The following is a 12,180-nucleotide window of genomic DNA, read 5'->3' on the forward strand; positions in this document are numbered from 1 at the left end:
TGATCGCCCTCGCCCAGCTCAACCGGGCCAGCGAGGGGCGGCCGAACCGCCAGCCCACCCTGGCCGACCTGCGCGACTCCGGCGAGATCGAACAGGACGCGGACGTGGTGGCGATGCTCCACCGCGAGGACATGAATCGCACGGCGCCGGAGTGGGAGGGATTGGCGCAGCTATTCATCCGCAAGAACCGCAACGGCCCAACCGGGGAATGCCTGCTCGCCCTGGACGGCCCGCGGATGCGCTTCACCGACTACGACGGCACCCACCCTGGAGGCTCGGCAAGCAAAACCGAGAAATCGGGCCGCAGGGGCGGCTTCGATGGGTGACGCGCCCCCGCCTCCCCGCCCGAGAAAACACAGCAGCGGGCTTGGATCCAAGCCGCGGCCCCAGACACGCCACTCTGCTCTCCTGAATCAAACCGGAAAGCGGAAACCCTTGGCTGGAGCGGGTTGCAAGGCCTTTCCCGCTCTCCCGTGTCCGCCGGCATTCGCTGCAAAAAGGGAAATTCCTCTTTGCGTCAAACAGTCGTGATGCGGGAATCCTGTTATCCGAATGCTGATGGAGAATGAAAATGGGTAGATCCTCACTCGAAGGCAAGTCCGAAGCCCTTGCCGCAATCCGGGCACACATCGGCAACCAAGGTCGCCGTGGATTGGCAGAACTGCGGGAGCCGCAGTGGGCGCACGTGCCCCCGAAGACCTGGGCGAACTGGATCACGGAGGCCAACCGATACAAGCCGTCCAAGGCAGATCTGGCGGCGGCGAGAGATGCGCTTTTCCGCGGCATCAAGGATCCTGCCGCTTTGTCGCAGGTAGTGTCGCCCGCGACACTTCCCACCAGTCAGCCCACCGACGGCCTCACCCCCGGCGAGGCCCGACGCAGTCTCAACCTTATTGGACGCCTCGAGGAGCTTTGGCAGGACTGCTTGATGGTGCGGCGGCATGCGATCAAGCACAGCGATGCCGGTGACGAAGAAATCAAGCTCCTGAAGGCCTTCTGCCAGTCGGTCAGCCTGCGTAACGGCATCATCGGCAACGTCCTGGCCGCCTTGGACAAGCTGTGGAACATGCAGAAGATGCAGGACTTCCACGACGCAGTGATCGACGAGGTTCGAAAGGAGAGCCCGGAGTGCGCGGCCCGGATCATTGCGCGGATGGCGCGGCTTTCGGCTGCCACCGGCCTCCATGACACCGGCGCGAGGGTCTGAACATGAATCAGCGTGTCGGGATTGATGTTCAGGCGAACATCCAGGGCGTTCAGCAGGCCACCAACACCACGGCCGCCGGCGTCGACAATATCGGGAAGTCCGCCGGTAGGGCGTCGGTGCGGATCAAGGATCTCGAGAAGAACGTCATCGCGCTGATCCAGCGCCTTGACCAACTCGGGAAGGCTGGCGGCAAGGGCTTTGGCGTGCCCGGCCGGATGATGCCCGGCGCGCCATCCGGCCCCGGCGTGGCGCCGGCCCCGCTTGTTCCGCTGCCCGTGCCGGTGGTGCCGCATGCGCCCATGCGCCAGCCCATGGCGCCGTCGCACGGTCGGTCGGGGTATGGCTACAACTTCAGCCGTTTCGCTCATTCCGGTCTGCATCAAGGGCTTGTCGGTCTGGGGCAGATGGCCGGCACGCCGGGCGCTGCGTCTGTGCTCTCCGGTGGCCTGCGCTACGGCCTGGCCGGTGCCGGGATGGCCGGAATCGGTGCGGCAATCGCCGGTCTGGTGCAGGCCCACGGCATCGCCACTCAAGAATCTCACACCATCGACTTTCTGAAGCGCCAACTGGGCGATGTCGGGGTGAACTTCAACACCCTGCGTGACCTCAATCGGGGGGCATCGGCAGGCTTCGGTCTGAGCAGCGTCGAGTCCGCGGCCTACGCCCGTCAGTTTGCCCGCGGTGGCAATCTGCGAGGAATGGGCGGCTTGCAGGACGAGCTCCGCAACGCCTACGGCTTCAGTCGGGCCTACGGCATGGACCCGAGCGCCGGCGTTGGCTTCTTCTCGTCGATGCGCGGCGTGCGCGTCACCATCGACGAGACCAGCAGCAAGAAGCTGGGCGCGATCCTGGCCGAAAGCCTCGAGAAGGGTGGCAACGTCGCCCAGGCTCAGGAGGTGATGGCGGCCGTTCAGCAGTTCGCGACGAGCGTGGCACGCCAGACGCTCACCATGCCCAACGTAGAGGCCTTTGCAGGCGGCATCTCGTCCCTGACCCGCCTGAAGCTGCCTGGTCTGGACGCGCAGGGCGCCGGCTCGCTGCTGATGCAGGCCGACCAAGCCATGCGACAAGGCGGCGCCAAGGGCGAGGCCTCGTTGAACGTGGCCTATTCGGCGTTGTCCCGGGCCAATCCGGGCGTTTCTGCGTTCGGCGCAAAGGCGTTGATGGGGCTTGGCCTGTTCGGCACGGGCAAGGATCTCGCGGCCTCGCCGTGGGGCCGGATGACCGGCTTCAAGGGCTCGGGTTCGATGACCAACTTCGAGGCCGTGCGCAACCTCATCAAGGCGAACTACGGGGACAAGCCCGAGGTGTTCGCCGCATCCCTGCAAGGCTTCTTTGGCCTGAATGAACAGCAGGCCGCGGTGATGGCGGGCTTCACCCCCGACCAGCTGGGGGGGATTGCGCGAATGACGAAGCGGCGCGGCATCGACTTCGGAAAGATCAACAGCGCCGGCATGCAGTCGCTGGCGAGTGTCGCCGCGGCCCGCAACATGGGCGATCTGCTCCCGACAATCCACTCCGTGCGTGACCGCAAAGACATCGGCGAGGCCGACCGCAAGGCTCTGAAGGCGGCGCTGGACACCGGCGATTTCGGAAAGGTGCAAGACACCCTGACCGACATCCTGTCCCGTGCCGATCAGGAAATGAGCGAAGGCAAGAAGTCGCTCGAGGTACAGAAGCAGATGGAAACCGCCCTGGCGCGGATTGGCGACGGGCTCATCCCGGCCACCAACATGATCCGTGACGGCGTGGGGCGGCTGGTGAACGTGTTCGCCGGCGACTCCGAGGAGGCCCGCGCCTATACCGCCGAGCGGAAACGGCTGAAGGATCAGGCCGACTATGAAGACACCCTGAAGGGGCAGGTGGAACGGGGGGAAATCTCGCCGGAGACCGCCAACAAGATCCTCCGGCGCGACACCGGCTGGAAAGGCGCAGCCATCGACGATGCGCTGCTGGACGCCGTGCGCAAGACGGAAAGCGGTGGCAACCGATTTGCCGTTTCAAAGGCGGGCGCCAAGGGGCCGTATCAGCTGATGGACGACACCGCCAAGCGGTTTGGCGTGCTCAATCCGTTCGACGAAGCCTCCGCACGAAAAGGCGCCAGCGACTACCTGAGCCAGCTTCACCGGCACTACAAGGGCGACATGCGAAGCACCCTCATGGCCTACAACTGGGGCGAGGGCAACCTTGATGCCTGGCTTAAGACCGGTCGCGGCCTGAAGGGGCAGGCGATACCGACCGAGACCCAGCAGTACGCCGACAAGGTGATGCGCAACATGGGCGGCAACGTGGCCGACTTCGACCCGGGCGCGGCTGCACGACGGGCCAAGGCCGGAAGGCCTGAGCCGGTGGATGTGCGCAGCAGTGTCGAGGTGACGCTGCGCGACCCGCAGGGGCGCCCGATCGCCCCGTCCGCAATTGCGAGTGGTCGCCGAGTGCCGGTGCCGGAAGGACGCGAGGGCTGAGATGGCATTCAAGACAATGGCGCCCGAGTTTCGGGTGACGCTCTACAAGACGGTGGCTCGGCGGATGGTGACGGGCAGCGACGGCCGCACCGTGCCCACCTCCGAGCGCTACTCGGGTGGAAACCGGGTGATTGACCTCACGCCCTTCTTTGGTGACGGGAGCTCGCTGGAGACCAGCAAGAGCGTGCGGCAGCCCGCCGGCCAGTGGGGCATGACGGTGGTGGACCAGATGGAGGCCGAGAAGATGGATTCGCTCTACGGCCTCATTGAGCCCATGGACGTGATCGAAATCCGGATGCGCCATCGGCCCGACCCGGCCGCCACCGGTGTGGAGCCTCCGGTGGTGATGCGCGGCTTCGTGTCGAGCGTGCGGCGGTCCATGTCGATGAGCGCCGACGGGCGCCCCGCGCGGGCCGTGACGATCAGCGGCGCGGATTACGGCAAGGTGCTGGAGATGATCCAGATTCGCTACCTGCCGAATTACGTGATCGGGCAGAACCTGCTGACCGTGTTGCGGGCGTTTGTGAACTACGGGATTGAGGCCAAGCCGAACCAATACGGGAATCTCTTCGTCCAGCAGATCGTCGAGAAGGTGATCAATCCGTTCATTGCCGACATGGCCAGCCTCGGCGCGGCTGCCGCCCCCACGAAGCTCTCCTACATCCGGGAGATTGGCTACGAGGCGACGGCCAACGATGGGACGATCAGCGCATTCGGTGCCCAGTCGGCGCAGGGGACGCTGTGGGACATCCTGCGCGGTTTCCTGGACGTGGGGTCGTGGACGGAACTGTTCATCGAGGACCGCCCTGACAAGATGGCCGACCCGAGCCGGCCAGGCGGCGTGGTGCTGGTCTATCGCAACAACCCCTTCAAGGACCTGGACCCGGCGAAGGGCTACATCTTGCCGCAGAGGGTAGCCCCGGAGACGCTGGAGATCGGTGACGACGCGGTGATGAGCCTTGAGATCGGACGCTCGGACGCGGACGTGGCGAACTACTTCCAGGTGAACATGCCCCGCATGAACCTGATTGATGCCGCCGCGATGAACCTCGCAGGTCAGACGAACAACCCGGACGATTTCTACCTCGCGAAGTACCCCAACGCAACGCCCAAGCTGTTTGGGATGCGCTTCATGGAGACCGACACCCAGATGGGTGGGGCGGACAGCCTGGGGCGCGCCGACGGCCAGTCGGCCGAGGTGGTGAAGCGCGAACAAGGCAAGGCGCGGCTGTGGATTGACGACCGCCGCGCGCAGTTGATGGCGCAGAACAAGGACAACGCGGTCTTCGAGGATGGATCGATCACCCTGCGCGGGCAATGCACGCTGCGGCCGGGCATGTACTTGCGGATCTTCCACGGCGGTCCCGGCTTGTGCCTGAAACCGTTCGTTTGGGAATGCTACGTGGTGGCCGTGCAGCACCGCATGGTGCCATTTCAGGGCTTCGTGACCGTGGCCACCTTCAAACGCGGCACCTCGTTTGCTGCGCGCATCCGGAATGGCGCCGGGCGCGAGTCGGCTTACCTGGCCGAGTGGAACCAGGGCGGTGCCTTGGGGTGATCGGAAGCCTCCCGCCCCTCCATGCCCCCTGAACCCTGTGATGAGACGCTGACCCGATGACCACACCTTCACTGCAAAAGGGCCGACCGATCGGCTTTGCGCTGGACGACTCCACCGCCCCGGACAGTTTCTACCGCATCCAGAGCCTGGTGATCCGGCCCGAGGAACTGACGCGCATCGATCCGACGCGGAATGCCGTGCTCCAGACCGCTGGCGGCGCGTTCGCCGACGTGTGGGGAGCGGGCCTGCCGACGATTTCGATTGCCGGGCATACGGGGTGGCGCGGTAGCCCGACGAAAGACGGCGTGCAGCTGTTTGCGGAGCTTCGCGACCTGGTGATGACCCAGTACCTGCGCCGGCGCGACGCCGCAGTGCAGGCCGGGCGCGACCCGGGGGCGGTGAAACTGATCTTCGTCGATGTGCTGGACGACTTCGCCTTTCAGGTGGTGCCCACGGCATTCGTGCTGCGCCGAAGCAAGAGCCGGCCATTGCTGTGCCAGTACCAGATCAACCTGCAGGTGGTGTCGGAGGACATCGACGAAGCGAAGAAAGTGTTTCGGTTCGTCTACGAGGACGGCCGAGACGCCGGCATTGAATCCCTGGCGGACAGCATGGGCCAGATGGAGCGGCTTGTGCAGAAGATGGGGTGGCTCGGAGAGAACTTCCCGGATTTCACCAAGGCATTGATTCGGGCCGTAGGCAAGACGCGCCTGATCCTGGATGACGTGCTTCAGACGAAGCGCGAGATTGACGCCACCATCCGCCCCCTGTTCCGCGTGGCCGATCTGGCCACCCAGGCGGTGCGCAACGTGGCGTGGTCCGTGGCCGCACTGACAGGCTTGCCGATGGGCGTGAAGGCCCAACTGCAGCACCTCGCCAGCGCCATGCACAACTGCTACTGCGTGCTGCGCAACGTGTTCAAGGTGCGCGAGGCGCTGCCGGATTACTCGGCGCTGTACGGGGCGTCCACGTGTTCTTCGACGGCCGGCGGCGCCCCCCTCTCTCCCCTGCGCAACGTGAATGCTTTCGAGCTTCTGGCGCCGGTACAGGCGGCCTCCTACGTGACTTCGGAAGGACTGACGTCACTGATGTCCGCTGCGCAGAGCGATCCGGTGTTGCGGCCGATGAGCATTGCTGACGCGACCTACTGCATGGAGCGGTTCAATGCCTGACTCGAATGATGATCTGCACCCCCGTGGCCATCTCAGGCCGCGTCCATCTCCTGGGTAACCTATGGCAATCTTCAAGCTGGGCCTGAGTGTCTTCATCGAGGATTCACCCATCCAGGCCGACGTGCACCACCAGGCGCGTCGAGCGCTCCAGGCGATTGGCCTGGAGGCCCGCGCCAGATGGGTGGATCTGATCGAGCAGAGCCCGTCGATCCCGCAGGAGCAGAAGGCCGATTACGTCCGGTCGCTGACCGTGGAGACGACCGGGCCGCTGCAGGTGTCCGTCTATTCGGACTGGAAGTACGCCTACGAAATCGAGAACGGCCGCCCGTCGCGCGACCTGAAACGGATGTTGGACACGTCGATGAAGGTGCGCGTGTCCACGTCGAAGAAGAACGCTGGCAAGCGATACCTGACCATCCCGTTCCGGCACACGCAGGCGTCGATGCCAGCGCCGGTGCGCACCGCGGCGAGAATGCTCACGAAGTCGGAAGTGACTGGGATGGGCATGCGACAGTCCGGGACAGGGGCCTGGGACATCAAGACGAAGGCTCCGCTGCTGGTTGCCCAGCGAAAGTACAGGTGGGGCGACCACCTGCCGGCCGGGCTGGCGCTGAAGCAGGCACCGCACCACAAGACTGATCGCTACGCCGGCATGGTTCGGATGAACACCAGCGCCGGCAAGGGCAAGTCGTCGGCTTATCTGACCTTCCGCACCATGATGGAGGGCTCCGCCGGCTGGATCACCAAGCCGGTGCCAGGCGTCTTCCATGTGCCGCAGCTGGCTCGAGATATTGAGCCCATGGCGCGCCAACTCCTCCTGTCGGCGGTGCGGTTGCCGGCCGGCGTCTGACGATGACAACGCCTCCCACTGACATCATTGCTGTTCGAAACCTGTGACGGCTCGATGTCCGCATGGACATCGTTCGGCAAGTCAAACTCCTCCCGTTCCTCGAATATCGTGGGCTGGCGGGCGCACCGGGAAGCTACTTCGATTGCGAGCGGATGCGGGCCGTGCTGACGCCCGAGGCGTGCGCGTCAAACTTCCTGAGCTCTACCGTCTTGGGCGACGGGCGCTACGCGAGTTGTTACCGCTGCCCCATCGGCCGTGGTCACGCCGGAGAGGCGGGCGGGCCAGATCCTGACGCCGACCGCGGCTGGCGGTGCTGCCGTTGCGGGCCGTCAGGGCAGTCGCGGATCATCGGAAAGACGCTCTGCGTGTCCTGCTATAACCGCACGAAGGAGGCCCTCCTGCAGCGGGACGGACGCGGCAAGGTGCCGGTGGGCATCATGGAAGGTTTGCGCCCCGCCTGGGCCATCGTTGGTGAGGTGCCACAGCCTGAAGACGATGACGCGCCCCGAACGATTGTGCGACCGCTGAAGTTGTCCCGGGCGGTGTTGGCGGCGATTCCCGGGTTTTACCTCGTGGCCCCTGGCCGCATCATGATGACCGCCCTTGTCGAGAGCTCGGAAGAGTTGCAGCGCGTCATCCGGCGGCGATTGTCGGGTATTACGGTACTGGCGTCAGATGTCGAGCCTACTCTGCTTGAATTTCATGAGGTTGATATCGATCCAAGCGCATGGATCCAGGCTGTACTCCAGAACGACCTAAACCCCAGTTCTATGGAGCTTAAGTGACGGTCTACCGGAGGTCTCTGCAGCTATTTCCAGTTGTACTTAAGCGGGATGGTTTGAATGGTCGTCGCGTCGAAGAACGCTTCCTTACGGACGAATATCCCAGTCTCGGTAAGCTTGAGCGGCTTGGTGCTGTAATCAATCGCACGGACCTCCACCTGTTCATTTGCTTCGTACCAGCATCCCTCATAGTCGTCAGCATTAGCTTGCGGAATATGCCGCGAAAGAAACCAAGACTTGTTGACTGGGCATGGCTGTCGGGTCAGCCCGATAGTTTGGTAGCTAGGCTTACTACCGAACTTTGTGACCGCAACACCCAGCGCTTCAATTTGTGGCCACTGACGGCGCGGGTCGTTATCCAGGGGCAGAAAGTAGTTTTCCGGACCAAATGCCTCCTCGACGGACACGTCGACAATCCGGGCACCCAAGGAGACCCCATCGCTATCGACAACATGAATCATTCCGGAGTTGTCTTCGGATGGCTGGAAACGATAGCAGCCCTTGCGCTGTGCGCTCGGTGACGTTGCCTTGCCGTCGTAGGCAAAGACCCCTGCCTTGAAGTATTCAGACTGGGCGCCACAAGGTGCTTTGAGAAGCACCACAGCTCCGGTGGGGCGTAATACCAGCCATTCAACTTCCTTGGCGTTTTCTCCCAAATATTTGGTTGTCTGTGATGACGAAGGCTGCGCTGTTGTCGTCCCGCTGACAGAAGAAGTCTGCTTCTCTCCGCAGCCGCTAAGCATGACCCCAAGCATTGCAAGCATCAGGGCATTCAAGTTCAAGTTTTTCACAACAAAACCCCGCACGTCTTCAATGCATAGTGAATATGTTTTTTGAAATATTATCACTACTTTCTTGCGCACAGCTCTCAAGGATTGCGAATGATCTTTGGATTAACAATGGAGGAAGTGGTTTATCGCGATCGCTGGCGAACTGCTGCTTGGCGAGGCGGCTGCCCGCCAGCAACCATATCGACGCGAACTGGCCTTGCGCTTGAGTTTTTTGGTAGTGATGGGCGAGGTCGAACCGCTGACATTCGCCTTGTAAGAGCATCACCCTTCCGAATCAGTCGGCCTAATGCTGCTGATGGTCGATAACTACGATTGAGGTCTACTGGCGTCTATCAACCTCCATGGAACAACTCTAAGTCTATGTTTTTAAAGGGTTGATCGTCCATCGAGCGATTCTGAAAGCTGGACAAATCCAGTGCTCATGTGTGTAATGGAGTGTGTAACGGGCCAAACTGGAGGCGTTATACACATGGCACTCACAGCACTCAATCTTCTCTCGGCGCGCAAAGTGGAAACGGCGCAGCCCAGGCCCAAGGTGTACCAACTCCGGGACGGAGGCAGCCTCTTTTTGCGCGTTCAGCCCAACGGCTCCAAGCTCTGGTGGTACCGCTACCGGCTGGGCGGCGCTGAACAGGTGTACTCAATCGGGGTGTACCCAAAGGTCACGCTGGAGGCAGCCCGTGCGGAACGGGACCGGGCAAAGGCGTTGGTCAAGAAGGGCCTCGACCCCATCGTGGAGAAAAAGGCGGCGATCGCCCTCCAGGCCGACACATACGAACGCACGTTCGAGACCGTTGCTCGGGAGTGGATCGTCAGCAATGCTCACTGGAGCGAGTACTACACCAACCAGGTCACCAGCTACCTTGAGAAGGATGTTTTCCCCCGGATTGGCAAGTTGCCGATCAGCAGCATCAGGGCTCCACATCTGCGCCCCATCATCAAGGATGTGGCGGCTCGTGGCGCGAAGACTGTGGCGATCCTCATCCGCCAGTGGTGTGGGCAAATCTTCAGTTATGCGGCTGCCCAAGGTCTCTGCGAATACGATCCTGCCGCCTTGCTCAAGGGACTGGTCAAGCGCCCTCAGGTCCGCCACAACCCTCCGTTGACATGGGCAGAGATCCCGGACTTTCTCAATCGTGTGGACAACGAAGGGGGTTACCAGACGACAGTCCTCGCCCTCAAGCTGATGGCTTTGACCTACGTGCGCACCGTAGAACTGCGCAAGGCCTCCTGGGAAGAGTTCGACCTGGACAACGCCATGTGGTCGATTCCGTCCGAGCGCATGAAGATGCGACGCCCCCATCTGGTTCCCCTGTCACGGCAGGCGGTGGCCGCTCTTAGGGAACTACATGCTCTAACTGGCGGCGGCAAAGTATTGTTCCCGAGCTACAGAAAGCCGGGACAAGTGATGTCGGCAACGACGCTCAATCAAGCACTCAAGCGCATGGGTTATGGCGGACGGTTTTCGTCCCATGGCTTCCGCTCGACCGCAACGACGATCCTTGGACTGTTGGGATATCCGGAGAAGCGGGTCGATCTTCAACTCGCTCATTCCAAAAAGAGCAAGGACTCATCGCGCGCGCCCTACGATCACACGAAGTTTGTGGAGTCCCGCAAGGTAATCATGCAGGACTGGGCTGACATCCTTGACTCATTGCAGGCAGGGAAACCCGTTGAAGGGGTCACGAAGGCGTTTGGCCCCATGTCGAAGCGTAGAACGGCGCTGCTCCGTGTCATAGAGCGCGAGTGATGTCTGCTGCTTGGCGAGTGGAATGCCTAATGCACGTGTAGCACCTTGAACTGAAGACGCAGAACGAGGACATTGGCACTCGACTAGGTTGGAGCATTCTTGGCGACCTGCAGTGCTCTGCGCTCGAACCGCTCTGAAACAACGTCGGCTTGTCCGCAGGGCCGCTGCAGGTGGGTCACGATCTCGTAGGGTCCGTCAGACAGCGGCCGTGTGTGAATGCCCCATCCCTGCGCATGCTCAATGCGCGATTGCGCGGATACCCCGACGCCGTAGCCGGCAGCGACCCATAGCGCGATCATCTCGAAGGAAGAGACACGCTGAATGTTCTGTTGACTCACCGCGGGAAGAGAAGGCAGCCGCTGATCCAGCAAAGGGCAATTCTCTGCAGGCCAGCGAAAGACGGAGTAGTCCAACAGTTCGGCGATCGTGAGCTTCGCCTGGTCAAGTAAGGGAAAGCGCAACGGCATGGCGACGGCCATGTTCTCGGTCCATAGAGGTTGGCTTTTCAGCGACGGATCGCTCGATCCTTCAAGCGTCATGCCCGCGTCGTAGCGGCCTTCCCGAAGTCCCGCAATCAAATCATCGGCTGTGACCTCATGAAACGAAATGGTGACTTCCGGCTCTTCCGCACGCTGCAACGCAAGCAATGCCGAAAGATGCGATGACGGTACGCCAGGCGCTATGGCAAGCCTGAAATTGGAAAAGGAAAACTGGCTGGTGGCGTCGTGCATGAGAGCCCCCACAAAGCGATCGGATCAAAAAGGCGAGCCACCATGATAGCCAAAAGAGATATCTTTAACGTGGTTAAATTCGGTCGATTGATCGACGCTTCTGGTGATGCAGAAGCGCAGCGTTCAACCGGGCCGCCCCCCTGGCACAACCACCTATGAAGCCGAGCCGGCACTGGCCTTCGGCCAAGCGGTGCGTGCTGCCCGCTTGGCGCAGGGAGTCGCTCAGGATGAATTCGCGTCCATGGCTGGTATAGCTCGCTCGCATATGGGCAAGATCGAGCGTGGGGAGCACATGCCCACGCTCGCATTGATACTGAAAATCTCCGCTGCCCTCAGCATAAGTGCGGCAGAGCTGATGAGTGCAACGGAACGCAATCTTCGTGCCGATGCCCAATCTTAAGTGGTGCGGTCCGTTGCGTCAGTCGCTCGAAGGGTCCCGGAGGCGGTCGATAAATCGCACCAGCGAAGCCGATGAGTTGCTGCTTTCGAGTCGAAGCAGGTAGGTGGTGATCACGGCTGTATCCAGCGCCAATGGACGGATCACCACGTCCGGTCGCTGGCTGACCGGAATCTTGGTCGCCGTCATGAAGCCCACGCCGTAGCCGGCACCGACCAAGGTGAGCATCATGTCCAGCGAGGAAACCTCCTCAACGACATTCAGTTTGTGTTCCTGGGTCTGCAGGAGGCGCGCCAACTCGCGGCAGTAGCCTTCGCACACCTGGGGATCGCACAGGACAAGAGGATGCCCCCGGAGTTCATGGAGTGGAACCTCCTTGTGGACGAGCAGTGCGTGCCGGGCTGGCAAGGCGACCACCAGCGGGTCCTGCCAGATAGGTTCGGCGACGATGCCATCACCGACGTCGGCGGTATGAGC

At 62.2% G+C, this 12,180-nt stretch carries 13 protein-coding genes; 9 read left to right on the forward strand and 4 right to left on the reverse strand.

Annotation, left to right across the window (positions count from 1 at the left end; genetic code table 11):
• From Q0672_RS19090 to Q0672_RS19120, 7 genes are all read left to right on the forward strand, one after another.
• The coding region (locus Q0672_RS19090; RefSeq protein WP_298624789.1) for a DnaB-like helicase C-terminal domain-containing protein at positions 1 to 326 on the forward strand (326 nt) is incomplete at its 5' end.
• Positions 327 to 571: 245 nt separating this feature from the next.
• The gene (locus Q0672_RS19095; RefSeq protein ID WP_298624791.1) at positions 572 to 1,207 is read left to right on the forward strand and encodes a hypothetical protein; all 636 of its coding nucleotides are present in this window, start codon (positions 572 to 574) and stop codon (positions 1,205 to 1,207) included.
• 2 nt (positions 1,208 to 1,209) lie between these two features.
• Positions 1,210 to 3,672, forward strand: a complete 2,463-nt coding sequence (locus tag Q0672_RS19100) for a transglycosylase SLT domain-containing protein (protein WP_298624793.1) — start codon at positions 1,210 to 1,212, stop codon at positions 3,670 to 3,672.
• 1 nt (position 3,673) lies between these two features.
• Entirely contained in the window at positions 3,674 to 5,230 is a 1,557-nt protein-coding gene (locus Q0672_RS19105; RefSeq protein WP_298624795.1) for a hypothetical protein, read from the forward strand.
• 56 nt (positions 5,231 to 5,286) lie between these two features.
• The gene (locus tag Q0672_RS19110) at positions 5,287 to 6,402 is read left to right on the forward strand and encodes a hypothetical protein (protein ID WP_298624796.1); all 1,116 of its coding nucleotides are present in this window, start codon (positions 5,287 to 5,289) and stop codon (positions 6,400 to 6,402) included.
• 61 nt (positions 6,403 to 6,463) lie between these two features.
• A complete protein-coding gene (locus tag Q0672_RS19115; protein ID WP_298624797.1) occupies positions 6,464 to 7,252 on the forward strand; it encodes a hypothetical protein in 789 nt (262 codons plus the stop codon).
• A 62-nt stretch (positions 7,253 to 7,314) separates the two neighbouring features.
• Positions 7,315 to 8,037: a hypothetical protein gene (locus tag Q0672_RS19120; protein WP_298624798.1), complete on the forward strand. Its 723-nt coding sequence runs from the start codon at positions 7,315 to 7,317 to the stop codon at positions 8,035 to 8,037.
• A gap of 23 nt (positions 8,038 to 8,060) precedes the next feature.
• Here Q0672_RS19120 and Q0672_RS19125 read toward each other — a convergent pair whose 3' ends face one another.
• Together Q0672_RS19125 and Q0672_RS19130 are read right to left on the reverse strand one after the other, a co-directional pair.
• Positions 8,061 to 8,810, reverse strand: coding sequence for a hypothetical protein (locus Q0672_RS19125; RefSeq protein ID WP_298624799.1), 750 nt, complete (start codon positions 8,808 to 8,810; stop codon positions 8,061 to 8,063).
• A gap of 34 nt (positions 8,811 to 8,844) precedes the next feature.
• On the reverse strand, positions 8,845 to 9,087 hold the full coding sequence (locus Q0672_RS19130; RefSeq protein ID WP_298624800.1) for a hypothetical protein: 243 nt from the start codon (positions 9,085 to 9,087) through the stop codon (positions 8,845 to 8,847).
• A 207-nt stretch (positions 9,088 to 9,294) separates the two neighbouring features.
• Between Q0672_RS19130 and Q0672_RS19135 the strand changes: the two genes are divergently transcribed.
• The gene (locus Q0672_RS19135) at positions 9,295 to 10,575 is read left to right on the forward strand and encodes an integrase arm-type DNA-binding domain-containing protein (protein ID WP_003060765.1); all 1,281 of its coding nucleotides are present in this window, start codon (positions 9,295 to 9,297) and stop codon (positions 10,573 to 10,575) included.
• Positions 10,576 to 10,658: 83 nt separating this feature from the next.
• Here Q0672_RS19135 and Q0672_RS19140 read toward each other — a convergent pair whose 3' ends face one another.
• Entirely contained in the window at positions 10,659 to 11,306 is a 648-nt protein-coding gene (locus Q0672_RS19140) for a substrate-binding domain-containing protein (RefSeq protein ID WP_020307796.1), read from the reverse strand.
• Positions 11,307 to 11,412: 106 nt separating this feature from the next.
• Between Q0672_RS19140 and Q0672_RS19145 the strand changes: the two genes are divergently transcribed.
• Complete coding sequence (locus tag Q0672_RS19145; protein WP_003050003.1) at positions 11,413 to 11,706, forward strand: helix-turn-helix transcriptional regulator; 294 nt, start codon at positions 11,413 to 11,415, stop codon at positions 11,704 to 11,706.
• 18 nt (positions 11,707 to 11,724) lie between these two features.
• Here Q0672_RS19145 and Q0672_RS19150 read toward each other — a convergent pair.
• On the reverse strand, positions 11,725 to 12,180 hold a 456-nt coding region (locus Q0672_RS19150; RefSeq protein ID WP_298624801.1), incomplete at its 5' end, for a LysR family substrate-binding domain-containing protein.

It is taken from the genome of uncultured Zoogloea sp., assembly GCF_937894855.1.
GTDB lineage: Bacteria > Pseudomonadota > Gammaproteobacteria > Burkholderiales > Rhodocyclaceae > Zoogloea > Zoogloea oryzae.